This is a genomic window from Hymenobacter telluris (assembly GCF_017313265.1).
In the GTDB taxonomy this organism is placed as follows: Bacteria; Bacteroidota; Bacteroidia; order Cytophagales; family Hymenobacteraceae; genus Hymenobacter; species Hymenobacter telluris.
In genome coordinates, this window is record NZ_JAFLQZ010000017.1 from 52,040 (window position 1) to 76,079 (window position 24,040).

18 protein-coding genes, 2 tRNA genes and 1 pseudogene are annotated in these 24,040 nt (G+C 56.6%); 8 read left to right on the top strand and 13 right to left on the bottom strand.

What is annotated here, in order from left to right:
- Nucleotides 1-56: 56 nt before the first annotated feature.
- The 10 genes from J0X19_RS19795 to mltG form a co-directional block, all read right to left on the bottom strand.
- Nucleotides 57-1,307 carry a DUF5689 domain-containing protein gene (locus tag J0X19_RS19795; protein ID WP_206986164.1) on the bottom strand — a complete coding sequence of 417 codons (1,251 nt, stop codon included), beginning with the start codon at nt 1,305-1,307 and terminating at the stop codon, nt 57-59.
- A gap of 183 nt (nt 1,308-1,490) precedes the next feature.
- Complete coding sequence (locus J0X19_RS19800; protein ID WP_206986165.1) at nt 1,491-2,957, bottom strand: SusD/RagB family nutrient-binding outer membrane lipoprotein; 1,467 nt, start codon at nt 2,955-2,957, stop codon at nt 1,491-1,493.
- 165 nt (nt 2,958-3,122) lie between these two features.
- The gene (locus J0X19_RS19805; RefSeq protein WP_206986166.1) at nt 3,123-6,575 is read right to left on the bottom strand and encodes a SusC/RagA family TonB-linked outer membrane protein; all 3,453 of its coding nucleotides are present in this window, start codon (nt 6,573-6,575) and stop codon (nt 3,123-3,125) included.
- Nucleotides 6,576-6,706: 131 nt separating this feature from the next.
- Entirely contained in the window at nt 6,707-7,720 is a 1,014-nt protein-coding gene (locus J0X19_RS19810) for a FecR family protein (RefSeq protein WP_206986167.1), read from the bottom strand.
- Nucleotides 7,721-7,840: 120 nt separating this feature from the next.
- Nucleotides 7,841-8,374 carry an RNA polymerase sigma-70 factor gene (locus tag J0X19_RS19815; RefSeq protein WP_206986168.1) on the bottom strand — a complete coding sequence of 178 codons (534 nt, stop codon included), beginning with the start codon at nt 8,372-8,374 and terminating at the stop codon, nt 7,841-7,843.
- Between the two features lie 308 nt (nt 8,375-8,682).
- A tRNA-Ser gene (locus tag J0X19_RS19820) sits at nt 8,683-8,767 on the bottom strand.
- A 63-nt stretch (nt 8,768-8,830) separates the two neighbouring features.
- Nucleotides 8,831-8,917 (bottom strand) — tRNA-Ser (locus tag J0X19_RS19825).
- A gap of 128 nt (nt 8,918-9,045) precedes the next feature.
- The gene (locus tag J0X19_RS19830) at nt 9,046-10,047 is read right to left on the bottom strand and encodes a YihY/virulence factor BrkB family protein (RefSeq protein WP_206986169.1); all 1,002 of its coding nucleotides are present in this window, start codon (nt 10,045-10,047) and stop codon (nt 9,046-9,048) included.
- A 52-nt stretch (nt 10,048-10,099) separates the two neighbouring features.
- A complete protein-coding gene (locus tag J0X19_RS19835) occupies nt 10,100-10,591 on the bottom strand; it encodes an acyl-CoA thioesterase (RefSeq protein ID WP_206986170.1) in 492 nt (163 codons plus the stop codon).
- An 86-nt stretch (nt 10,592-10,677) separates the two neighbouring features.
- Nucleotides 10,678-11,757, bottom strand: a complete 1,080-nt coding sequence (mltG, locus tag J0X19_RS19840; protein ID WP_206986171.1) for an endolytic transglycosylase MltG — start codon at nt 11,755-11,757, stop codon at nt 10,678-10,680.
- Nucleotides 11,758-12,177: 420 nt separating this feature from the next.
- Here mltG and J0X19_RS19845 point away from each other — a divergent pair, with 420 nt between their 5' ends.
- A complete protein-coding gene (locus tag J0X19_RS19845; protein WP_206986172.1) occupies nt 12,178-12,843 on the top strand; it encodes a T9SS type A sorting domain-containing protein in 666 nt (221 codons plus the stop codon).
- A gap of 189 nt (nt 12,844-13,032) precedes the next feature.
- Nucleotides 13,033-13,665: an L-threonylcarbamoyladenylate synthase gene (locus tag J0X19_RS19850; RefSeq protein WP_206986173.1), complete on the top strand. Its 633-nt coding sequence runs from the start codon at nt 13,033-13,035 to the stop codon at nt 13,663-13,665.
- A gap of 78 nt (nt 13,666-13,743) precedes the next feature.
- Here J0X19_RS19850 and J0X19_RS19855 read toward each other — a convergent pair whose 3' ends face one another.
- Nucleotides 13,744-14,646, bottom strand: coding sequence for a lysophospholipid acyltransferase family protein (locus J0X19_RS19855; protein ID WP_206986174.1), 903 nt, complete (start codon nt 14,644-14,646; stop codon nt 13,744-13,746).
- Complete coding sequence (locus J0X19_RS19860; protein ID WP_206986175.1) at nt 14,643-15,464, bottom strand: hypothetical protein; 822 nt, start codon at nt 15,462-15,464, stop codon at nt 14,643-14,645. The genes J0X19_RS19855 and J0X19_RS19860 overlap by 4 nt, the downstream gene beginning before the upstream one ends.
- A 263-nt stretch (nt 15,465-15,727) precedes the next feature.
- Here J0X19_RS19860 and J0X19_RS19865 point away from each other — a divergent pair, with 263 nt between their 5' ends.
- Nucleotides 15,728-16,375 (top strand): WbqC family protein, encoded by a 648-nt coding sequence (locus J0X19_RS19865; RefSeq protein ID WP_206986176.1) that lies wholly within the window; start codon nt 15,728-15,730, stop codon nt 16,373-16,375.
- A gap of 121 nt (nt 16,376-16,496) precedes the next feature.
- Entirely contained in the window at nt 16,497-19,100 is a 2,604-nt protein-coding gene (locus tag J0X19_RS19870) for an ATP-dependent Clp protease ATP-binding subunit (RefSeq protein ID WP_206986177.1), read from the top strand.
- A gap of 231 nt (nt 19,101-19,331) precedes the next feature.
- Here J0X19_RS19870 and J0X19_RS19875 read toward each other — a convergent pair whose 3' ends face one another.
- Complete coding sequence (locus tag J0X19_RS19875) at nt 19,332-19,883, bottom strand: hypothetical protein (protein WP_206986178.1); 552 nt, start codon at nt 19,881-19,883, stop codon at nt 19,332-19,334.
- Between the two features lie 316 nt (nt 19,884-20,199).
- On the opposite strand from J0X19_RS19875, the pseudogene J0X19_RS19880 reads away from it, so the two are divergent.
- The 4 genes and pseudogenes from J0X19_RS19880 to J0X19_RS19895 all read left to right on the top strand — a co-directional run bounded on the left by J0X19_RS19880 (nt 20,200) and on the right by J0X19_RS19895 (nt 24,026).
- Nucleotides 20,200-21,764, top strand: a pseudogene (locus J0X19_RS19880) (acyl-CoA carboxylase subunit beta).
- Between the two features lie 12 nt (nt 21,765-21,776).
- The gene (locus J0X19_RS19885) at nt 21,777-22,055 is read left to right on the top strand and encodes a hypothetical protein (protein WP_206986179.1); all 279 of its coding nucleotides are present in this window, start codon (nt 21,777-21,779) and stop codon (nt 22,053-22,055) included.
- An 18-nt stretch (nt 22,056-22,073) separates the two neighbouring features.
- A complete protein-coding gene (locus J0X19_RS19890) occupies nt 22,074-23,144 on the top strand; it encodes a M42 family metallopeptidase (RefSeq protein ID WP_206986180.1) in 1,071 nt (356 codons plus the stop codon).
- 81 nt (nt 23,145-23,225) lie between these two features.
- Nucleotides 23,226-24,026, top strand: a complete 801-nt coding sequence (locus tag J0X19_RS19895) for an ABC transporter substrate-binding protein (RefSeq protein ID WP_242583055.1) — start codon at nt 23,226-23,228, stop codon at nt 24,024-24,026.
- Nucleotides 24,027-24,040 lie beyond the last annotated feature (14 nt).

The following is a 24,040-nucleotide window of genomic DNA, read 5'->3' on the forward strand; positions in this document are numbered from 1 at the left end:
GAGACGCGAAGTGTCGCGTCTCTACATCGTTTGGAAAGCCACCGCTTCTGGCCTATCTAGTTTTCGTAAATGGCAATGTCATCCAGGCCCAAACGGCCGTTCAGGATGGTGGGCGGGCTGCTCACGCCCAACCCCAGCTTGTTGATGCGGAAGCGCACCGGCCCGCTGATATTCATCAGGAAGGTGATGGAGCGCTGCCAGTTGCCGGCATCGGTGATGGTGGGGCCGGTTTGCTGCCAGGTAGCGCCCTGGTCTTGCGAGTATTCCAGCTTCCAGGAGCTGGCCGCGTCGGTGTAATAGGCGCCGTAAATCAGCGTGACTTTGGTGGCGCCGTTCGGCAAATCGAACTTCATTTCCACCACGGCCGGAACGGTGAGGTTTTGCTGCATCCGAATGCCCTGGGTACCGGTGTACCGGTCGCGGCCCGACGTGTTGCCTAGGATGGACTGGTACAATTTCCAAGGGCCACTCGTAAAGCGCACCGTGTTGTCGGGTACGGCAGCGGTGTTCATATCGTAGCTGCCCTTGGTGGCCTGCGGCACCGACTCGAAGCTTTCTGGGAAGTTCAAGTAAATCGGGCCGCTGGGGTCTACGGCGTCGGCGGCGGTGCGCAGCCACAGCTGGCTTACTACCTCCTGGCTGGCATCGAGGCCGCCCACCGCAATACCAATGAACGTGGCGCTGGCCGGAATGCGGCGGCCGGCAAATGCGGCCGTGGCTTCGGTGTGCAGAGTCAGGCGGTTGCCGGAGCCGTCGGCCAGGGTTTTGTTGCCGCTGTACGTGTCGCCCGACACGGGTACTGGCGTGATGCTGCTACCCGTGATGCGCACCAGCGTGCCTTCGTAGGCGTCAAGGTTGTTCTTGAGCGCCTCCACGTTGATGTCTTGGGTGCGGATGGGGTTGTTGCTGCTGATTTTGGTAACGTGGCCCGGCGTCAGGCCTTCAATGCGCAGGGAGCCGTTGGTTTTGGCCAGAGTTCCGCCGGCAATATCCACCACCACCGAGTCGCCGACGGCAAAGGTGGGGCCGCCCCCGCTGAGCGGGATAATCATGCCGCGCACGGCACCGCGCCGCTTGTTTTGCACCACAATGGTATTGGCACCGCCGGGCACGTTCAGGCCCGTAGCATCCGACACGACCAAGCCTACAATCTGGTGCGCGCCCGCCAGGGCTTCGGCTTGCAACGGCACGTTTTCGCCCTGGTACAGCCGCCGAACATCCTCAATGGAAGTAATAGGGCTCGGAGTACCAACGGCATAGTCCGGGTTGTCTTCCAGGCAGCTGGTTAAGCCTAAAACGCCCAGCAAAGCAAGGGGAAGAAGATTTTTCAGGTTCATAAAGAGTTTCTTTATCTGTTCGTTCTGAAGGGGGCCTCACCCCCCGGCCCCCTCTCCTAGGGGAGAGGGGGAGCCAGTCGTCTTAGCTGTTGGCTGCTGGCTCTTGTTCAGAAAAGCTAACAGCTAATAGCCAGCAGCTAACAGCCCAAAAACCTATTCTTGCCACCACACCTTGGTGTTGATGTCGTCGGCGCCTTGGTCGGCTACGGCAGCTTGGTAGTTCTGCTGGTTCAAGGACTGCACGTAGAGTGGGTAGTTGAGGCGGGCGGGCATTTGGCGGTTGTTTTTTAGGCCGGGGCCCAGCGGCAACACTGGGTGCCCGGTGCGGCGGTACTCAAACCACTGCTGGAAATCGGTGAAAAACAGCGCGTAATACTTTTGCAGGTGAATCTGGTCGAGCTTGGTGTCGAAGCTGCTGCTGGGCTCCCATTTCACGTCGGAGCCGGCCAGGTAGTTGGTGGGCACCGTCAGGCCCCAGAGCGTGATGCCGTTGGTGGCGCCGGTTTCGTAGTAGGTTTTGGCGTCGCCGGAAATCCAGCCGCGGAGGGCGGCTTCGGCCAGCAGCAGCTGCACCTCGCCGTAGTTGATGATGTTGCCCAGCAACGGCTCGGTCATCAGCGCGTTCGGGTAAGTGGATTTGGCTACCGGCACCTGGTTTTGCGCGTAGCCACTCTGCACGCCTTCGTACGTGCCGTTGTAGAGCGTGGCCCACTTCCCAATGCGCGGGTCATTCCACTCCACCAGGTTGTTGACGAAGAACTCACTCATGGAGGTGAACCCGCTGAAGTCGGCAACGCGGTAGGTTTGGAACACCGACTGGTACGGCGCCGTGCCGGTCCAGCGCAGAATGGCCGATTCGGTGTTGTTGGCAATGAGCGGGTAGTTGCTGGCATTGGTGTTCACCATGTCGCGCAGCTTGGCCTGCGGCGACATACCGTTGGCAATGGCGTCGGTCTTGCGCGACACCCGCATCAGGAGCCGCAGGTACAATGAGTTGCCGAATTTGCGCCATTTCAGGGCGTTGCCTTGGTAGAGCGGGTCGAGCTGGGTTTGGTCGGCGGTGAGGTTGACGTTGGTTTTCAGCAGCTCGTTGGCTTCTTCCAGCTTCCGAAACAATTCCTCGTAAATCACCTCTTGCCGGTCGAAGCGCGGTTGCAGAATGCCCGACCGGCCGCCAATGGCATCGGTGTACGGTACGTCGCCAAAGGTGTCGGTCAGCAACGAAAACGTCCAGACCTCGCAAATCAGCGCTATGCCCATAAACGTGTTGCTGTTCACGGCTTTGGCGCTGGCGTACATGTCGCGGAAGTCGGTAAGCTGGGTGTACCAGCCGTTCCACATGTAGTCGGCTTCGGCCGTCCGAATCACGTAGCGGTGCACCTCGTCGTTGTCGTTGCGCGCCACGTGCACCTGCATCAGGTCGTTGGTGAGGCGCAGGGCGCGGTCCATGTTGCGCTTCACCAGGTCGGTGAGGGCCGGGGCCAGCAGCGTTTCGGGCACCACATTGGGGTTCTGGTTGGGGTTGACGTTCATTTCCTCGAACCCATCGGTACAGGCCGAAATCGGACCCAGCGTGGCGGCGGCCAGCAGCAACCCGGTAAGTAGTTTTAGCTTTTTCATGATGCTTTCGTGAAACCTCACCCCCCGGCCCTCTTTCCTCAGGGAGAGGGGGAGCCAGCCGTCGGCGAGGCGCCTGGCTAGGCAGGAGGCATGGTATGTTCTGATTGACTACGTTGTATCGTTCGGCTCCCCCTCTCCCCGAGGAGAGGGGGCCGGGGGGTGAGGTCAAATCCCCACAGTCAGGTTGATACCTATGGTGCGGGTGCTCGGGAACTGGCCCAGCTCGAAACCGGCGTCGATGGTGCCGTTGTTGAGGGTACCGAATTCGGGGTCGAAGGCAGGCCAGTTGCTGATGATGAACAGGTCGCGGCCGTAGAGGCCGATGGTGGCGCGCTCCAGCTTGATTTTGCGGAGCACGGTGGCGGGTACCGAGTAATCGAGGCGCACCTCGCGCAGCTTGATGAAGTCGGTGCGGAACAGGTTGGCTTCCACGTTGTCGCGCCCGTAGTGAGCGGTGTAGTAGGTCCAGATGTTCTCGGCTACCACGTCGTTGGGGCTGAATGAGCCGTCGGCGTTCTGCACCACCCCGTTGCCGATAATGCCGTTGTAGCGGCCGGGCAGGGTGTTTTTGGTTTTGCCCTGCTCGGCCAGTACGGCGTGGCTCATCGAGTAGGCCTTGGCCCCAAACTGCCCGTCCACCAGCACGTTCAGCCGGAATTGCTTGTAGGCGAATTCGGTGCCCACGCTACCTTTCCACTTGGGCAGCGCGCTACCCAGGTATTTCACCTCGTCGCCGAGCAGCGGGTAGCCGTTTTCGTAGATGATTTGCCCATCGGGAGCCCGCAGGTAACCCCGGCCGTAGATGGCGCCCATGTTACCGCCGGGCCGGGCTTCCACCGTACCCCGGCCGCCGGGGCCGCGCTGAATCTGGTAGGTGAACACACTGTCGGCCAGCTCCACCACCTCGTTGCGGTTGGCGGTGTAGGTGCCGTACAGCTTCCAATTAAAGCCCGTGGGGTTGGTAATGACGGTGGCATTGGCCTGCACTTCCAGCCCCTGGTTGCGCACCAGTCCGGCATTGAGGGCCGCCCTGTCGTAGCCCGAAGCCCGGTCCAGCGGCACTTCCAAAATCTGGTCGAAGGTGTTGTTGCGGTACACGGCCACGTCCAGCCCGATGCGGTTTTGCCAGAAGCGCAAATCGGCGCCCAGCTCCACGCTGCGGGTGCGGCGCGGCTTCAAATCGGGGTTGGCAATGGTGCTGGGGTTGCTCAGGCCCGAGGCAAACCCGGTAGCCACCGCGTAGGTGTACGACGTGAGGTAGGGCGTGGTAGAGCCGCTGCCCACCTCGGCCCAGGAGCCGCGCAGCTTGGCAAACGACACCACCTGCGGCAGCGGCAGAATCTCCGACAAAATCGTGCTCAAGCTGGCCGACGGATACAGCGGAATCTGCTCGATGCCGTTGGGCCCGGCCAAGGTGCTCGACCAGTCTTTGCGGGCCGTCAAATCCAGGTACAGGAACTTGTTGTAAGCAATGGTAGCCAGCCCGTAGAGCCCGTTCACCGCAAATTCGGCGCGGTACGGCAGCGAAATAGGCAGGTCGCGGCTGTTGGCAAAGGTGAACACCTGCGGGTACAGCAGCCGCTCGGCCCGCAGCTCATCCTTGAGGTAGCGGTTGCGCAAGCGGCTCCCGCCGGCCGACAGCGTGGTGGCAAACTTGCCGAACTGGTGGCTGTATTGCAGCAGGAAATCGTGGTTGATTTCCTGCGAGAAAACGTTCTGGGTGCGGTACATGCCATCCTTGTACTTCTCGGTATCCTTGGGCCGCTGCTGCGAGCGGGCTTCGTAGGAGAAGTCGAGGGTGGAGCGCACCATCAGGTTCAGGTCCTTGGTGAACTTGTAGTTGACCTGCACGTTGCCGGTGAGCGAGTTCCGGTTGCTCTTGTTGAGCATCTCGTAGGTAATCAGGTACGGATTATCCACGAGGCTGCTGAACGGGTAGCGCTGCGTAACGCCCACCGCGCCCGGCACCCAATAGTCTTTCAGCCAGTCGAGGTTGCCGTTGGGCACTTGCAGCATCGACCAGTACATAATCGTCTGGTTGTTGTAGCCTGTAGAGGGCAGGTTGTCGCTGAAGCGGTTGGTGTAGTTCACCTTGGTAGACACCTGCAACCGGTCGGTGATTTTGTGGCTCACCGACAAGGCTACCGTGTTCCGGTCGTAGCCGGTGTTGGGAATAATCCAGGTGTTTTTCAGGTTGGTCAACGACAGGCGAAACGCCGTGCGCTCGTTGCCGCCGTCGATGGAAATGGTGTTGGTAAACGTGCGGCCCGTCTCGAAAAAGTCTTTGCGGTTGTTTTTGTACGGCACCCAGGGCGTGCGCTCGGTGCTGCCGGTGTGGGTGGCGGGGTCGTACTGAAAGAAGGATTGCCCCTCGAACCGGGGCCCCCAGGCCGAGCTGGTGCTGCGGGTGCTGGGCCCGTCGGCGGTGGCCCCAAACGAGTAGAAGTTCTCCCCTACCGTGCCCTGGCCGTACTCGTACTGGTAGTCGGGCCAGCGCGAAATCGTCTCGAAGGCGGTGTTGGAGTTGAACGTGACGCCAATGCCCTTCTTGCGCAGCTTACCCGACTTGGTAGTGATAAGAATGGCCCCGTTGCCGCCCCGCGCACCGTACAGCGCGGTAGCCGCCGGCCCCTTCAGCACCGACACCGACTCGATATCCTCGGGGTTGATGTCGTTGAGGCTGGTCCCGAAATCCACCGGCGACTCGGTTTGCAGGTAGGCGGTGCTGCCGTTGCCGGTGTTGCGGTTGCTGCCGCCCAGTACCACGCCGTCCACCACTACCAGGGCATCGTTGTCGCCGGCCAGGGAGTTTTCGCCGCGCAGAATAATCTTGTTGGAGCCTGCTGGTCCGCCACCCGAGCGCACCAGGTTCACCCCCGCCACTTTGCCCGATAAGGCATCGGTCCAGTTGTTGGATTTCGCCTCGGTGAGCTGCTCCGTAGAGAGTTGGGTAACCGAGTAGCCCAGCGCTTTTTCCTCGCGCTTGATGCCCAGGGCCGTTACCACCACTTCGTCGAGGCTGGTGGCATCTTCGCGCAGCACCACGTCGTAGGTGCTTTTGTCGTCCACGGTGAGCTGCTGCGGCGCGTACCCGATAAAGGAAATCAGCAGCACGCTACCCGGCTCCACGGCCAGCTGAAACGAGCCGTCGAGGTTGGTGGTAGTACCCACGCTGGAGTCTTTCACCCTTATCGACACGCCGGGCAGCCCTTCCCCTTTGGCATCTACCACCCGTCCTTTCACCGTTTTGGGCGCCACGGGCTTCACTACCAGGCGCTTCTGCTGCTGCGTAAACTCCACCCCGGCCTGCGCGCCCACCAGTTGCAACACGGCGCTTAGGTTACTGTGCGGCGCATCCACGCTGATTTTGCGGCTCAGCAGGTTAGTTTGGTCGACGTATAAAAACTGGTAGCCCGTCTGCCGCTCAATCCGCGCAAACACCTCGGCCAATGGCGTTTGCGTTACGGTTAGGGCGCAGGGCACGGTGGCCAGGCCGGGCAGCTGGTGCAGCTCAGCTGCGGCCGCCTGAGTTGGGGCCGCGCTCAGCACCGCCAGCCCCAGGCCAGCTACTGTGGGCAGCCAGCTACCCCGCCTGCGTGGATACCTTGTTTTTTTCATAAGTTTGGGCGTGAGTGTTTTTAATCGACCAAGGATGTAAGAGCCTCCAATTGGCCGGCAGTTCGTAGCTACCAGCTTTTTTACCGGAAGGCAGCGTGTCCCCACACACTGTCTTCCTCACTAAAAAATCACTATTCATTGCGAGCAGCCGCCGGCCGTTCACTGATGTATATCACCCGGCCTTCGCGCCGGCAGGCCACCGGCCCGGCGAGTTGCAGCGCCTCCAGCACAGCGGTTAAAGGCTCGTTGTTGAAGGTGGCCCAGAGCCGGGTTTCCGCCGTAGCCGAGTCGGCAAACACCAGTTTCACGTTGTAAAGCCGCTCGATTTCACCGGCCACATCGGCCAGCTTCTCGTTCTGAAAAATCAGCTTGTTGCTTTTCCAGGCCACCACTTTGGCTTGGTTGAAAACCCGCCGGTACACGCGCCCGGTGGCGGGCTCGGCTAGCAGCTGCTGGCCAGGGGTCAGCAGGTATTTGTTGTGGGCGTCCAGCACTTCCACCCGCCCTTCCACCAAGGAAACCGAGGTGTGCGCCGCCCGCCGGAAGGCACTCACGTTGAATTTGGTACCGAGCACCTGCGTCACCCAGCTGCCGCTGTGCACCCGAAACGGGCGCCTGGCGTCTTTGCTGACCTCGAAAAACGCCTCCCCTTCCAGGTACACGTCGCGGTGCGGGCCCCCAAACTGCCGCGGGTACCGCAGCTGGCTTTGCGGCGCCAGCGTCACCACCGAATGGTCGGCCAGCTGAAGCGTTAGTTTCTGGCCGGCGGCGGTGCGCTGCACCCGGTACGCCACCGGTTCGGTGGGCTGGGGGTACCAATGGAACACGGCGGCTCCCACGCTTGCCAGCACCGCCACCGCCGGCAGCACCAACTGGTAAGCACGGGCTTTCACCGGCCGCCGCACGGGCACGGGCGCGGGACCTGCGGGTTGCACCAGGCGGGCTTTCACGCGGTGCAGCGCGGCAGCCGTTTCCAGCGGAGCCGGTGACGTTTTGCTGCCTTCCCACAGCACTTTCAGCTGCTCGAACGTTTGTTCGTTGGCCGGCGAAAGTGCCACCCAAACAGCCAGCCACTCGTTTTCCTCCGACGACGTTTGCCGGGCCAGGTAGCGGGTAACGAGTAAATAGATTTCTTCCTGTTCCAAGCAGCAAGCGGCGCTACTATGCTAGCCGCATGCTGTAAAGACGCCCCGCTCCGCTGACCTCGTGACACGCAAAAGCACACTTAACGGAAGGGTAACAACTGTAACACTACGGTAACGTAGCTACAGCGTGCCGGAAACGTGGAGCGCCGTTTTCAGAAACTTCAACGCCCTGAACATGTGCGTCTTAACCGAGTTAACTGATATATCCAGCAGCGCGGCAATGTCGTCGTAGGTCAGGTTGCCGTCGCGGTGCAGCTGGAATACCAAACGGGTGCGCTCGGGCAGTTGCGCAATCAGGTGCAGCAGCTGATGATTGAGTTCCTGATAGGTGAGCAGCTGGTCGGGTTGCAGGTAGTCGGCCTCGGCCTGGGTGCTGGGCAGGCTGTCTTCCAGCTCGAAGGGGGCGCGGCGCTGCTGGCGGTGCTTGTCGTAGATGCGGTGCTTTACGGCGGCGTAGAGGTAGCTGGCCAGGGAACCCTGCACCACCAGCTGCGCCCGGTTCAGCCAGAGGCTGCAAAACACGTCGGCCGTTACATCCTGGGCGGCATCCGTGGGATACGGCAGCAGCGCTTTGGCGTAGCGAAGCAGCCCCGCGTAGTAACGGGTGAACAGGGCATCGAAAGCGACTTCGTTGCCGAGCGCCAGAGCTTTCAAATAGTGTTGATCGGAAGAGCTTATTGCGTAGGCCATACCAACAGCCAAAATTACTGGCTAAAGCTATAGGCTTAGATTATCCTTTTATTATGATTGAGTAGCACCTTACCAGCACTATATCTGCTATACCTTCCTCCACAAAATCACCGCCTGCGCTATTCCTTACTGAATGCTGCTTGCCGCGTACCCTTAGGCGGCTTTATAGCTCTGCACCACATACCAACCCGGCCATGCTCATTTGCTCACCTACCTTGGTATGGACCAAAAACAAGAAAGCCCTGTTTCCATAACAGAAACAGGGCTTTTTGTAGAGAGCGAGGGATTCGAACCCCCGGAGGTTTAACCCTCAACGGTTTTCAAGACCGCCGCAATCGACCACTCTGCCAGCTCTCTAGCTCGGCTTGGTATTCGGAAGCAAGATACACGGAATCCAGCGGAAACCGGCTATCGGTATTGTAGAGAGGGGGGGATTCGAACCCCCGATACCCTTGCAGGTATAACGGATTTCGAATCCGTCGCATTCGACCACTCTGCCACCTCTCTAAAAGGTAAAATCAGTCGATTTGGGACGACAAAAGTAGCAGTGCCTCGCCCTCGGCACAACTTTTACCAACATATTTTTCTGCTTTTAGGCGCGTTCCGTATCTACTAGCACCTTTGCCTGCTGATAATCAGGCGCTAAATGATTTCACTTCTTTGCGCCGCAACCGGTCGAGCAGGCGCAAGCCGGTTCCTTCGTTGCGCAAGCGCCCGGTTACCACATCGATGCTCACGTTCACCTCGAAGCCCACAATCAGGGTCATGCACACGAAATCAAGCCACACCATAAAGCCCACCAGCGCCCCGATAGAGCCATAAAAGGTGTTGTAAGAATCGAAAATCTTGACGTAGAGAATGAACAGGAACGACACCAGGAAGATGAGCAGCGTGGCTACTACCGCCCCGGCCGAGAAAAAAGGCCATTTGTCGTGCACCGGGGGCACGTAGTAGTACACTAGGCAGGTGGTGAGCAGAAACAGGCTAACCACCGAGCCGTACTTAATAATAGTAATTAGCTCTCCGGTGTATTTTTCAGGCACTATCTCCTGAAAGACCAGTGCATCAATGATGTAGGTGCCGAAGAAAATACCCGCCACCGATACCAGCAACACCGCCGAAAGTACCACCGTGAGCAAAGTGGCAATAACCCGCTTGCGCACGTACGTCCGTTTTTTGAACGAAGGATACTTCTTTTCGAAGGCATCGAGCAGAGCCATAATGCCGTTGCTACTCAGTACCAGCGCGGTAGCAAAACCAAACGAGAGCAACCCACCGTGCGGAATGTTCACAATATCTTCGATGGTCCCTGACACCACTTTGTACATCTCGGCCGGAATGAAATCGGCCAAAAACTGAAGAATATCAACGTTCAGATTAGGAATGGGCAGGTATGGAATGAGCGTGAACAGGAAGATGATGGTTGGAAATAGCGCCACCGTTACGTTGAAGGCCATATAGCCTGCTCGCTTTTCTACGCTGTCGAGTTTCAGCTCCTGAATCATGCGGTCCACCACGTCGTATACGGAGGCTTTGCCATCGGCGAAGCGCAGCCGTTTCAGCCACACAATAAACCGTCGGTAGCTACGCCGACGACGCAAATCCGGTAAGTGGTAGCGGCGAGTGGGTAAGGCCATGAGAGTAACTGGGTGGCGGAGTAACTGAGTAGGCTATGACCAAGCTACTGTATTACTCTTTTTTGAGGAACGCAGCCGGGGCTGGCGCGTTCGATGGAGATTTGGGTGGGGTGAGCAGGCCAGCCGTTTCGTCGTCGGTGAAGTAGGGCGCCAGTTTGGCTTGGATGTGGGTCGGGACGGGGACGGGCCGCCCGGTGGCCATGCTCACGAACACCATCAACGTGTGGCCTTCGGTTAGCAGTTCCTGAGCCTCATTATAGATTTCATATTCGAACATGACGCGGGAGCCCTCAGCTGGCTGCTTGAGCAATAGGCGCACCGTTAGCAAGTCGTCGTAGCGGGCGGGACGCCGGAAACGGGTCCGAATTTCGCCTACGGGCATACCTACTCCTTCGGCCTCCAGGTCTTTGTAGCTAATGCCTAGCTGCCGGAAGGCTTCGGTGCGGCACACTTCAAAGTAGGCCGCGTAGTTGCCGTGGTACACGTAGCCCATTTGGTCGGTTTCGGCGTAGCGCACCCGGATGTTGGTGTCGGAGGAATACATTCGTTTTTCGTTGTTGGTTTTTTGTTTTTCGCTGTTGTTCTACGTTTTGATTAAGATCGAAAAACGAAAAACCAACAACGAATACCCTATTTCATGATGCCGGCGCGGCTCAGGGCGGCTTGGTAGCGGCGGGCGTTTACAAGGTGCTCCTGCTCGTTACGGGCAAAGGCGTGGTAGCCGCTGAAATCTTCTTTGGCGCAGAAATACAAGTAATCGTGGCTTTCGGGGTTCAGCACGGCATCTATGCTGGCAATGCTGGGCAGGTTAATGGGGCCGGGCGGCAGGCCCGCGTATTTGTAGGTGTTGTAGGGCGAGTCTTTGGTGAGGTGCACGTTCAGTACCCGCTTGATGCCGAAATCACCGTTAGCGTACACCACCGTCGGGTCGGCCTGGAGCTTCATGTTGCGCTTGAGGCGGTTGAGGTACACACCGGCCACGCGCGGCCGCTCGTCGGCGTGCTGCTGCTGCTCGGCTTCCACAATGCTAGCCAGCGTGCTGACCTCGGCGCGGGTGAGGCCCAGCTTTTCGCGCTTGGCGTCGCGCGCTGGCGTCCAGAACTTCTCGTATTCCTTCTTCATGCGCTGCATGAGGTTTTCGGCCGAGGTGTTCCAATACAGCTCGTAGGTGTTCGGGATGAACATGGTGAGCACCGAAGTGGTATCGAAGCCTAGGCTCCGGGTGTAGCTAGGGCTGCGCAGCAACGAATCGAGGGTGCGGGGCTTCACATCTACCTGCGCGGCCAGCCGGTCCACCAGGTCTTGGCGCAGGCGCACGGTGTTGAACGTGAGCTGCAACGGCGACTGGGAGCCACTTTTGAGAATGTTGATGAGCTGGCGGTTAGTGAGGCCGTCCTTCAACTCGTAATTGCCGGGCTTCACCGCCCCCGGCTTGTCGTAGCTCATCATGCGCCCCACGAAGTGCAACGACATCTTATCCACAACTACCCCACTAGTATCGATGCGGTTCAGGGCCGTTTTCCAGTCGGCGCCACGCGGAATCAGCACGTAGGTGCGCTTGCCCTTGGTTTCGATATTCGGGGTAAAGAATATCTGGTAGAAATAATACGAGAACGTAATGAGCAGCAAGCCGATGATGCCCACTGTGTAGGAGAAACGGTTGCGACGACGAGTAGCCTTGGCTTTGTAGTCGATGCGGGGTTTGGCCATGATGACGAGAAAACAAAAAGCGAAAAGGGTGCGTAGCCTCTATCGTTTGGGCTGCGGGCTGTATTTAGATTAGCTTTGACGGTTCAAAAGTAATTGGAATAAGACAGTGCCTATACCTAAAGATTTTGTGGGCTCTGTTAGCATGGGCAGCGTTTGCTGTTTAACACCTTATTTTGCTGATTCAATAAAATTGACTTGCCATCACGTTTTTATTCATTCAACGTAGCATTTTCTTACCTTCTTAATCATATGCAACAGTCTTACTTTCCTCTTCATAGCAAATTAGCCACGGCCGTTGCGCTTTGCCTCATAGGCACCGCCGCTCACGCTCAACTGGCAACGTATTCGTTTACAGGCGCTGCTGGCTCAGAAGCCACATTTGCTCCTAACAGCCAGCCCGCCAATGCAACGTTTAGCTCAATGTCACGCGGGGCTGGTATTACGGGCTCGGCTGGAGCCAACACGTTTGCAGCCACCGATTGGTCTACTGCTGCACTTGACGCCACAGATTACTTCGAGTTTTCGGTACAGCCAGCTATTGGGTTCCGTTTACGACTTGATAGCCTTGTGCTAGACGAGCGGCGGTCTGGCACGGGTATTCGCGACTGGGCTATCCGGTCCAGCTTAGACAACTTTGCTACCAACCTCATTGCGGTCAACGTACCTGATGATACGGATACCCGCGCCAACAGGAAACTGACCTTACCCACTAGCTTCGCAACGCTTACTGCTCCAGTAACTTTTCGCATCTATGGGTACAATGCCGAAGCCGCCGCTGGATCTTGGCGAGTTGATAACGTACGCACTTATGGCTTGGTTAGCACGACTCTTAGCACTGCTTCTGCCACTAAAAACGCAGCTGTTAGTATTTACCCAAATCCTACCGCAGATGTAGTAAGCATCCGTATCAACGGCAAAGCCACCAATGCTCCTGTTAGCGTTTCCGACCTAACCGGCCGCAAGGTGTTGAGCGGCACGGCCGCCGCCGACGGCACGTTCAGCCTCCGCAGCCTGCCCGCTGGCAGCTACGTGGTATCTGTGCAAGATGGTGCTGCAAGTGCCACCTATAAAGTGGTGAAGCATTAATTCACTCGTGCTTTTCAGCAAAGCCTCTGCCTCCGGGCAGAGGCTTTTTTTGTGGCTTGACTTTCGGCACATAGAAACCTAACAGGAATTTTACACGAAAACTGTAAGCAGAAGTCTGCCACATCGGCTACCTTGCTCCGCTCCGACCACTGCGTCGTTTGTTTCACTCAGCTACTCCCCTGTTTCCCTATGCCCGCTACGCTGCTCCGCATTCACCCCGATAATCCACCTCAGAACCGTATCCAGCAAGTTGTAGATGTGTTGCGCAAAGGCGGCATCATCATCTACCCCACCGATACTGTATACGGTATTGGGTGTGATATTCATAATGCCAAGGCGGTTGAGAAGCTCTGCCGCATCAAAGGCCTGAACCCCGACAAAGCCAACCTCAGCTTTATCTGCTCCGACCTCTCGCATATTGCCGATTACGCCCACGGCATCACCACGCCTACTTACAAAGTCATTAAGAAGGCCCTGCCGGGTCCGTTCACGTTCATCTTTGAGGCCAGCGCCAAAGCCCCCCGCCAAGGCGGCCGCCAGCGCAAAACCGTAGGCATCCGGGTGCCCGACAGCACGATTATCATTCAGCTGGTAAAGGAGTTAGGCAACCCCATTATCAGTACCTCGGTGCGTGAGGACGAAAACACGCTGGAAGAATACGTAACCGACCCCGACCTGATTTACGAGAAGTACCGCTTACTCGTGGATTTGGTAATCGACGGTGGTTTCGGGGGTAACGTGCCCAGCACCATCATCGACTGCACCAACGACGACTTCGAGCTAGTCCGCCAGGGCGCCGGCGACATCGAGCAGTATTTGTAAGAGAGTAACGGAGTAGCGGAGTAACTGAGTAATCGTTCTGATGGCGCACATCGCGCTGATGGTTGAACGATTACTCCGCTACTCCGTTACTCTCTTATGCTTCCAGCGGCGGTGGCTCCAGAGGTAGTCGGCGGGGAAGGCGCGGATATCGGCCTCCAGCTGACGCACGAAGGCCTCGGTAATAGGAAAGCTGTTGGCGGGCAAGGGCGAGTCACCGTCATACAGGTCGGCCAGCACAATTTCGTAGCGGCCCCGGTGCAGGCGGTGAATGCCCACGTACACCACCGGGCAGCTGAAACGGGTAGCCAGCCGCTCGGCGCTGGTATAAAAGCCGGCGTCTTGGTGCATGAAGGTGGTCCAGTAGGGCCGGTCTTCGGGGCCGGCGGCCTGGTCAGACAGCAGACTTACCACCCGCGTTTCGCCCCGCCGCTGCACTAAATCCCGTAGCGTATCGCGCATGGGAATCAGGCCCGCGCCGGTACCGGTGCGCAGCTGCCGCATGAAGCGCTCAAAAAACGGGTTCATCAGCGGCTTGTACACGCCATCTACGTGCGCCGACAACCACAGCGCCCCCGAGGTAAGCACCCACTCCCAGTTGCCCGCGTGCGACGACAACCCCAGCACCGTGCGCCCCTGCGCGAAATGCCGCTCCAGCACCTCCGGGTTGCGGAACGTGACGCGCCGCTTCAGTTCCTCGTTGGATATGGCACCCAGCTTCAACGTCTCGACCAGCACCTGCGCAAAGTTGCGGTAGAACTGGTTTTGCAGGCGCTGAATCTCCGCCGCCGGCTTCTCCGGGAACGAATTACGCAGGTTGGTGAGAATCACTTTTTGGCGGTAGCGCACTACGTAGGCCAACAGGAAATAAATGAAATCGGCCAGCCCGTATAGCACCGACAGGGGCAGATGCGCCAGTCCGCGCAATAGTCCACCGAGCACATGGTAATACCAAGGGTACGATGTAGAAGTGGTTTTACTCATCGGGCGGGGCCTGCGCCAGCGGGGGCGTAATCGGTGGTGATGCGGTGCACGGTGGCGGTTTGCGTGGTCAGGACTTGCTTGGGCGTGCGTACTTCCACGGTTAGCGTGTAGTCGCCGGCGGGCACCTTGCTCAGGTCCAGCTCACTGGTAATGGGAGTAGGCCGGCCCGCCAAGCCCCGCGTGGTAGCGGCCTGGGTTAGTGCATCGGTTTTGCCGCCCGCTTTGCGCAGCCGGTACCGCACTTGCAATTCCTGCTCGGGCGCAGCATTATAAAGCTCGGTGTACAGCCAGAGCTTATCGGCGCCGCGGGCGTAGGTACCGCCGGGGGCCCGCGTGAGGCTGAAGCCGCCGCGGCTGAAGTTGCTGGCTTCGGCGCCTTTGGCAGCCGGTTTTGCCAAGAGCACCACGTCACTGAGCGTTGGTTTTACATCAGCAGAGGCCAGTACCAAAGGCATTTCCACCAAGGCCTGCTGGCTGTTGCGGTATTGGTCGCGCACCAGCCCTCTAACACTGTAGTTGCCATCGGGCAGCACCAGCCGCTTCTGAAAGCTGAGCGGATTTTTGATGGCGGCCGTGGTGTCGCTCAGTACCGGCGGCTTGAGCGTGATATTCTCCTGGTAGGCCGCCTGCCCATCGGGCCGAATGATTTCCAGCGTCAGGATAGCCGCCGCCTGGTACATCTTGGGGGCTCGGCGCATATAGGTTAGCCACTGGCCGGGTATAGTGGCGTAGATTTCCACCACACTGCCTTTCACGCTGGTATCGAGGTTGCGAAAGCGGGCCACATCCAGCAGCAGCTGCGGCTGCGCAGCCAGCACTGGGCCAGCTAGCGGTAATACTAGCAGTAAAAATAAAAGGTATAGGGCGCGCATCGTGTCAGTTTGGCCGGTAAAGGTAGGGCGACTTTCAAAAGAATGTGGTTTCATGACGGTAGCCATAATTTTATGTATATCATTAGCTCAACTTACGTTTTACCCTAATACGTTCGGAAAGCAGGTGGTTTGGCCTTGCTCCTTGCGGCCTCATAAGGCTGCCGGTGCCCTTCTGCCTACTGGCTGTTTTCTTTTTTTGCCTGCTGCTAATGCCCAGTATCCTTTTTGAATCCCAGTACCACCCTCCCACTTCGTTTTTCGCTGAAATCATTGGGGCTAATGCCCTGCTGCTGGAAACCCAGGAGCACTACCGCAAGCAAACCTACCGCAACCGTTGCCTGATTCTGACCGCGCAGGGCGTAAAGCCGCTTACCGTGCCGGTAGTGGACGGCAACCGCAGCGAGAAAGTGAAGACGGCGGAAACTGAAATCGACTACCGGCAGCACTGGGTGCATCAGCACTGGCGCACCATCCAAACCGCCTACGGCGGCACACCGTATTTCGAGTACTACGCCGACTATTTGCACGATATCTACGTACAGAAGCACCAGCGCCTTTTCGACCTGAACCTGGCTTTCCTACGCTTCTATCTACGCTGCCTGCGGTTGCGGATTCCCGTGGAGTTCACCACCGAATATTTTCCACCTTCTACCAGCACGTCGCTTGAAAATCTTTCCTCACCTTCCGTTATTGATAAGCGTGATACTCTGACACCAAAGGCACTGGTAGCTACCGGACCTGACAGGAAGTCGGTCCAGCCCTACCTCCAAACCTTTGGTAAAGATTTTGCACCGGGGCTCAGCATCCTCGACCTGCTGTTCATGCAGGGCCCGGCTGCCGGCAGTTTTCTCGTGTAGTATACCTGCCGCCCGAACCTTCGCCCGTTACTATCTGTTTTCAGATTACTACGGCCCAACCCGCCGGAAAACGCGCTGACTGCGCTTGCGGGGTTCCGTTTTTCTTCATTACCTTATCTGCATGGAAGCTAAATTCTCAAATCGAGTCAAGGAGGTCATCTCCCTGAGCCGGGAGGAGGCCATCCGGCTCGGGCACGATTATATCGGTACCGAACACTTATTGTTGGGCATGATTCGCGAAGGGGAAGGCACGGCTATTGGTTTGCTCAAGAAATTGGGTGTATCGGTAGACGAGCTCAAATACGCCCTCGAGCAAGCTACTCGCAATACGGCCACGCAGGGAACGAGCATCACCGGCTCTATCCCGCTGACGAAACAGACCGAGAAAGTCCTCAAGATTACTTACCTCGAAGCCAAAATCTTCAAGAGCGAAATCATCGGCACCGAGCATTTGCTGCTGTCGATTTTGCGCGATGAAGACAACATTTCGTCTCAAATCCTCAGCAAATTCAACGTGAACTACGAATCTGTGCGCGATTCGCTGGATTACCACGGTAACACGGCGAACAACCCTACCAACGGCCCCGAAGCCGACGACGACGACAATGACCGCCTCTTTGGTGGTGGTGCCGGCCGCGGCGGTGCCGGTGCTGGCGCTACCCCCAAGAAAGGCACTGAGAAGTCCCGTACTCCCGTACTCGACAACTTCGGCCGCGACCTTACCAAGCTGGCCGAGGACGACAAGCTCGACCCCATTGTGGGCCGTGAAAAAGAAATTGAGCGTGTAGCCCAGATCCTGAGCCGCCGCAAGAAGAACAACCCCATTCTGATTGGTGAGCCGGGTGTTGGTAAAACGGCAATTGCTGAAGGACTTGCCCTGCGCATCATCCAGAAGAAAGTGTCGCGCGTGCTGTTCGGCAAGCGGGTAGTTACGCTGGATTTGGCTTCGCTGGTAGCCGGTACCAAGTACCGTGGCCAGTTTGAGGAGCGTATGAAGGCCGTGATGAACGAGCTGGAAAAGTCGCCCGACGTGATTCTGTTCATCGACGAGTTGCACACGATTGTAGGTGCCGGCGGTGCTTCAGGCTCGCTGGACGCTTCCAACATGTTCAAGCCGGCGCTGGCCCGCGGTGAAATTCAATGCATCGGTGCTACCACGCTGGATGAGTACCGGCAGTACATCGAGAAAGATGGCGCCTTGGCCCGTCGTTTCCAGATGGTAATGGTTGACCCAACCACGCCTGAGGAAACCATCGAAATCCTGCACAACATCAAAGACAAGTATCAGGACCACCACCACGTGGTGTACACCGATAAGGCTATTGAGTCGTGCGTGAAGCTGTCGGACCGCTACATGTCGGACCGTTTCCTGCCCGACAAGGCCATCGACATCTTGGACGAAGCGGGTGCCCGCGTGCACATCAACAACATTGTGGTTCCGGAGGACATCTTGAAGCTTGAGGAAAGCATCGAGAACATCAAGACCGAGAAGAACCGCGTGGTGAAGTCTCAGAAGTACGAGGAAGCTGCCAAGCTCCGCGACAATGAGAAGAAGCTATTGGAGCAACTCGACCAGGCCAAGAAGGATTGGGAAGAGGAGACCAAGAAAAAGCGCTACACCGTTAAAGAAGAAAACGTAGCCGAGGTTATTGCCATGATGACTGGTATTCCGGTTAGCCGTGTCGCGCAGAACGAAAGCGCTAAGCTTTTGAACATGGGCGAAGAGCTGCAGGGCAAGGTTATTGGTCAAGATAAGGCTATTAAGCAGTTGGTGAAAGCCATCCAGCGCACCCGCGTTGGCTTGAAAGACCCCAAGAAGCCAATCGGTTCGTTTGTGTTCCTGGGCCCAACGGGTGTCGGTAAAACCGAGCTGGCCAAGGTGCTGGCTACCTACCTCTTCGACAAAGAAGATTCGCTGGTGCGGATTGACATGTCGGAGTACATGGAGAAATTCAGCATCTCGCGCCTGGTGGGCGCACCTCCCGGCTACGTAGGTTACGAAGAAGGCGGTCAGTTGACAGAGAAAATCCGCCGCAAGCCGTACTCGGTAATCCTGCTCGACGAGATTGAGAAGGCGCACCCCGACGTGTACAACTTGCTGCTGCAAGTGCTGGATGACGGCATCCTGACTGACGGCCTTGGCCGCAAGGTGGACTTCCGCAACACCATCATCATCATGACTTCCAACATCGGGGCCCGCGACTTGCAGGACTTCGGGGCAGGCATCGGCTTCGGCACGAAGGCCCGGCAGGAAAACATGGATGAGTTGACGAAAGGCACCATCACCAACGCTTTGCGCAAGACGTTCTCGCCCGAGTTCCTCAACCGCTTGGATGATGTGATTGTCTTCAACTCGCTCGAGAAGAAAGACATTCACCGCATCATCGACATTTCGCTGTCGAAGCTGTTGGGCCGGATTCAGACGTTGGGTTACCGCGTAGAGCTGACCGAAGCTGCCAAGGACTTCGTAGCTGAGAAAGGCTACGATCCGAAGTTTGGTGCTCGTCCGCTGAACCGGGCCATCCAGAAGTACATCGAAGACCCGATTGCTGAGGAAATCCTGAAAGCGGAAATTGCCCAAGGCGACGTTATTACGGCCGACTTCACGGAAGGCAGTGAGGAGCTAACGTTCAAGGTGAGCAAGAGCGGTGAGGAGCAAAACCTCGCCAGCGACGAGCGACCTGCTGAAAAGCCAGAGTCCAGCGACGACGCTGACACCAAGTAGCAAGCAAACAGTGTAGAATAAAAACGGCCGGTTCCTGTGAAGGAGCCGGCCGTTTTTGTTATCGTGGTTTTTAGCTAACGCTTTGGCGCTTGGCGCAACGGCGGATTTCGGAGTTCAAAACTGTCAATACACTACAAAAGTTGATCCGAGGCAGGATGTTCAATTAACCACTTCATCCGCCATTTAGCCAAACGCCTGTTACCTGCTCTGTTCTATTGTTTGATTTGCTCGTTATTTGGCATATGTTATAAAGTCAATATCTAAATAATCATTCACAGTTGGGTCAACTGCAAATATTTCTCCTGTCTCCTTATTTTCAACTGTAACAAAATCGTGGTCTTTAAAAAATGAGGAATCGAAATATTTGTGAATGTTTGTCCCAATAAAATAAAGTTGTCCAACTTGTGGTTTTGCTGACCATCTGTCTGAAAGGTTATATTTCTTTAGAAGGTAGTTACAAGTTGTCGCAAAGAACGAAGCATAGCCAACGCAATGAGCTGTCTTAGAACTTATAAGTTTGTTTGGATCAATGTCGTTTTTGTCTGCTGTGAAGTTTAGTTGTCCTGATGTAATTGAAAGTCCAAGTTTGATAATTTGCTCAATATCGGTGTCGGCTTGTTTATCAACACTTGCGTCAATATAGTCAACAAGTTTATTGTTTGTTGCTGAATAATTAGTCCGAAGTCCAAGCGACTTATACGTTACTAAATTTCTGTAAAACCACTCACGAAACAAAAGTCCAACTGTCGTTAGAATTAAGACTATTATAAATATTCGTTTCATGAATTTCATTGTTGAACGGTCGTTGTTTACAGTTACCGGTAACATTTGTATTTGCACAACCTCGCATGGTGTAAACGCAGCTGAATTGATATGCTTGCCGCAACCCAATAGCAGGTATCCACCCAACGGTAGCTGGGTTGCCGCAATGCGGTTACTCTAACAAAGTAATAGCTTCAAGGTGCTTGCGCAACTGCGGATATAGTCAGTTGCTTCATGAGCGAGTAGTAGGCCGCCCCACAATTCTGGTGCGGCTTTTCTTTACTCGTACGTTACCTTTGAATCTCTCACCTAATTACCCAACCTGACACCCCACTCCATGTCCGATCCGCAGGCAAAAGTTCACTCAAGCAAACTGGAAACCCTTGAACGCAAAAACCAGGAAGCCCTGCTTGGCGGCGGCCAGGCCCGCATTGATGCCCAACACAAGAAAGGCAAGCTCACGGCACGGGAACGGGTGGATTTGCTGCTTGATGAGGGCTCGTTCGAGGAAATTGGCAAGTTTGTGATGCACCGCTCCAAGGACTTTGGGCTGGATAAGGAATATTACCTCGGCGACGGCGTGGTAACGGGCTACGGCACGGTGAACGGGCGCTTGGTGTACGTTTTCTCGCAGGATTTCACAGTATTTGGTGGTTCCTTAAGTGAAACGCACGCCGAGAAAATTGTGAAGATTATGGACCTGGCCATGAAGAATGGCGCGCCTGTTATCGGCCTCAACGACTCGGGCGGAGCCCGAATCCAGGAAGGCGTGGTGAGCCTGGGCGGCTACGCCGACATCTTCTACAAGAATACGCTGGCCTCAGGCGTGGTGCCGCAGCTTTCGGCCATTATGGGGCCGTGCGCGGGCGGCGCGGTGTACTCGCCGGCTATTACCGATTTTATTCTGATGGTGGAGGACACGAGCTACATGTTCGTGACCGGGCCGAACGTGGTGAAAACCGTAACCCACGAAAACGTAACCAGTGAGGAACTGGGCGGCGCCAGCACCCACTCCACCAAAAGCGGCGTCACGCATTTTACGGCGGCAAACGAGGTGGCCTGCATCAACCAGCTCAAGCAGTTGCTGAGCTACATGCCGCAGAACTGCGAGGAAACTGCGCCGGCCGTGCCGTATGAAGCCAGCAACGCAGCTCGCCCTGCCTTGGACAGCATCATTCCTGAAAACCCCAACCAGCCTTACGATATTCGGGAGGTGATTGAAGGCATTATTGATGCCGATACCTTCATGGAGGTGCATCAGAATTTTGCCGAGAATATTGTGGTGGGCTTTGCCCGGCTGGGCGGCCGCAGCATTGGCATTGTAGGCAATCAGCCCGCCGTGCTGGCTGGTGTGCTCGACATTAATGCCAGCACCAAAGCCGCCCGGTTCGTACGGTTTTGCGACTCGTTTAATATTCCGCTGCTGGTGCTGGAAGACGTGCCCGGTTTCCTGCCCGGCACCGACCAGGAGTGGCGCGGCATCATCACCAACGGTGCTAAGCTGTTGTACGCCTTCTGCGAAGCTACCGTGCGCGCATCACGGTCATCACACGCAAGGCCTACGGTGGCGCCTACGACGTGATGAACAGCAAGCACATTGGGGCCGACCTGAACTATGCCTGGCCGACGGCTGAAATTGCGGTGATGGGTGCCAAGGGTGCCGCTGAAATTATCTTCAAGCGCGAAATTGCTGCTGCTGAGGATCCGGAAGCTAAGCTTCAGGAAAAGGTGGATGAATACCAGCAAAAGTTTGCCACGCCCTACCGTGCCGCTCACCGAGGCTTTGTGGATGAGGTAATTTTGCCCTCCCAGACCCGGCAGAAGCTGATCCGAGCTTTTAAAATGCTGGAAAACAAAGTGGACACCACGCCACGTAAGAAGCACGGCAACATCCCCTTATAAGCTGTAAGCTACATGAACTGGGAAACCATCGGCAACATTCTGTTTAGCTTAGGCCTTTTGGCTTTGTTGATAGGATTGTTGCTGCGGTTTCGGGTAGGGCGGTGGCTGCTGGCGGCGTTGTGGATACTGCTTACACTTGGCTCCTTGCTAACCGGTGACTGGCACTCGCTCAGCGACAACCCAGACGTTGATACGACTCCTCAGAAAGCCAGCCGCTATTTGCTACTAGGTGGTGGCGGTGGCGTTATACTCGGGCTGCTACTCCGTGCGTTGGCCAGCAAATCGATTTAATTACTTTTTTTCTCGCGTATGCGTCCAGAATCATTCGATTTCCTACAGAAGTACCTCAATAATCCCTCCCCTACCGGCTTCGAGAAAGAGGGTCAGAAGATTTGGTTGGACTACATTAAGCCCTACATCGACGAGTATTTCGTGGATACCTATGGCACGGTGGTAGGCGTTATCAATCCGGAGGCCAAGTACAAAGTGGTGATTGAAGCCCACGCCGACGAAATCAGCTACTTCGTCAACTTCATCACCGAATCGGGTTTCCTGTATCTGCGCCGCAACGGTGGCTCCGACCCGCTGGTAGCGCCCAGCAAACGAGTAAATATTCACACGGCCAAAGGCATTGTGAAGGCCGTGTTTGGCTGGCCCGCCATTCATGTACGCAAAGTGGAGCAGGACAAGGCCCCCACCATTGAAACCGTGTTCCTGGACTGCGGCGCTTCCTCGAAAGAAGAAGTGGAGCAGATGGGCATTCACGTGGGCTCAGTCGTGACGTTTGAGGACGAGTTTATGGTGCTCAACGACAAGTTCTACGTGGGCCGGGCCTTGGACAACCGCGTGGGCGGCTTCATGATTGCCGAAGTGGCGCGGATGCTGAAAGAGAACGGCAACAAGCTGCCCTATGGCCTCTACATTGTGAATGCCGTGCAGGAGGAAATTGGCTTGCGCGGTGCTGAAATGGTGGCCCACCGCATCCAGCCCGACGTGGCCATCATAACCGACGTAACGCACGACACTCAGTCGCCGATGTACGAGAAAAAAACGGCAGGCGACTTGTTCTGCGGCAAAGGCCCGGTGATAACCTACGGCCCTGCCGTGCAGAATAACCTGCGTGACCTCATCATCAGCACGGCGCAGGAGGCGGAAATTCCGTTCCAGCGGGCCGCAGCCACCCGCGCCACCGGCACCGACACCGACGCTTTTGCTTACTCGGGTGCGGGCGTAGCTTCAGCCCTGATTTCGCTGCCTCTCAAGTACATGCACACCACCGTGGAAACCGTGCACAAAGAAGACGTAGAGAATGTCACCAAGCTCATCTACGAAACGCTGTTGCGCATCGAAGACGGCCACGACTTCCGGTACTTCAAGTAAAACAAGCTTTATAGCGTTCCAACAAACAAGGCCTTCAGCTAGCTGAAGGCCTTGTTTGTTACGGTTAGTATTCTTCATTCTATGGACCTCCCTCCCATTTTTCCGCCGCTCACTGTTACCGACCAAATGGGCCGGCGAGTGGCGGTGCCATTTCCTCCGCAGCGGATTGTATCGTTGGTGCCTTCTCAAACCGAGTTGCTCTTCGAGTTAGGACTGGGTGCACGGGTGGTTGGCGTCACGAAATTCTGTATCCATCCGGCGGAGGCACGCAAAACGGCGACCATAATAGGTGGCACGAAGAATTTCGATTTCGAGAAAATAAACACCCTCAAGCCCGACCTGATACTGGGCAACAAAGAGGAAAACTATCAAGCCGGCATCGAGCAGCTAGCCGAAAATTATCCGGTGTGGCTCAGCGACATTGCTACCCTCCCCGACGCACTGGATATGATTCGGCGGGTCGGCCTTATTACCGGGCGCAAAGAGCGCGCCGATGCACTGGCAGAAGAAATTGACACTTCTTTTAGAGCCTTACCAACGCCCGCTGCAAGTGTAGCAGCGGCGTATTTCATCTGGCGCAAGCCGTACATGGTGGCCGCCTCTGGCACATTCATTGACGATTTGCTACAGCGCGCAGGGTTCCGTAACGTGTTCGGCAGCCTCGGCCGCTACCCTGCGGTAACACCCGAACAACTTGCAGCAGCAGCTCCACAGCAAATCTTGCTTTCTTCCGAGCCGTACCCGTTCAGTGAAAAGCACATAGCTGAATTCCAAGCCATCTGCCCAACTGCCGAAGTGCGCATTGTGGATGGTGAACTGTTCAGCTGGTACGGCAGCCGGTTGCAACACTCAGCGGCCTATCTGCAAGGATTGCCACTGTAAGAACACTGCGTCCG

What these genes read in the sequence shown, in the direction of transcription:
- J0X19_RS19885 (WP_206986179.1), top strand. Translation starts at nt 21,777, where the DNA reads ATGAACTGGGAAACCATCGGCAACATTCTGTTTAGCTTAGGCCTTTTG.
- J0X19_RS19830 (WP_206986169.1), bottom strand. Translation starts at nt 10,047, where the DNA reads ATGGCCTTACCCACTCGCCGCTACCACTTACCGGATTTGCGTCGTCGG.
- J0X19_RS19835 (WP_206986170.1), bottom strand. Translation starts at nt 10,591, where the DNA reads ATGTATTCCTCCGACACCAACATCCGGGTGCGCTACGCCGAAACCGAC.
- J0X19_RS19890 (WP_206986180.1), top strand. Translation starts at nt 22,074, where the DNA reads ATGCGTCCAGAATCATTCGATTTCCTACAGAAGTACCTCAATAATCCC.
- J0X19_RS19800 (WP_206986165.1), bottom strand. Translation starts at nt 2,957, where the DNA reads ATGAAAAAGCTAAAACTACTTACCGGGTTGCTGCTGGCCGCCGCCACG.
- J0X19_RS19855 (WP_206986174.1), bottom strand. Translation starts at nt 14,646, where the DNA reads ATGAGTAAAACCACTTCTACATCGTACCCTTGGTATTACCATGTGCTC.
- J0X19_RS19805 (WP_206986166.1), bottom strand. Translation starts at nt 6,575, where the DNA reads ATGAAAAAAACAAGGTATCCACGCAGGCGGGGTAGCTGGCTGCCCACA.
- J0X19_RS19850 (WP_206986173.1), top strand. Translation starts at nt 13,033, where the DNA reads ATGCCCGCTACGCTGCTCCGCATTCACCCCGATAATCCACCTCAGAAC.
- J0X19_RS19845 (WP_206986172.1), top strand. Translation starts at nt 12,178, where the DNA reads ATGTCACGCGGGGCTGGTATTACGGGCTCGGCTGGAGCCAACACGTTT.
- mltG (WP_206986171.1), bottom strand. Translation starts at nt 11,757, where the DNA reads ATGGCCAAACCCCGCATCGACTACAAAGCCAAGGCTACTCGTCGTCGC.
- J0X19_RS19870 (WP_206986177.1), top strand. Translation starts at nt 16,497, where the DNA reads ATGGAAGCTAAATTCTCAAATCGAGTCAAGGAGGTCATCTCCCTGAGC.
- J0X19_RS19875 (WP_206986178.1), bottom strand. Translation starts at nt 19,883, where the DNA reads ATGAAACGAATATTTATAATAGTCTTAATTCTAACGACAGTTGGACTT.
- J0X19_RS19895 (WP_242583055.1), top strand. Translation starts at nt 23,226, where the DNA reads ATGGACCTCCCTCCCATTTTTCCGCCGCTCACTGTTACCGACCAAATG.
- J0X19_RS19865 (WP_206986176.1), top strand. Translation starts at nt 15,728, where the DNA reads ATGCCCAGTATCCTTTTTGAATCCCAGTACCACCCTCCCACTTCGTTT.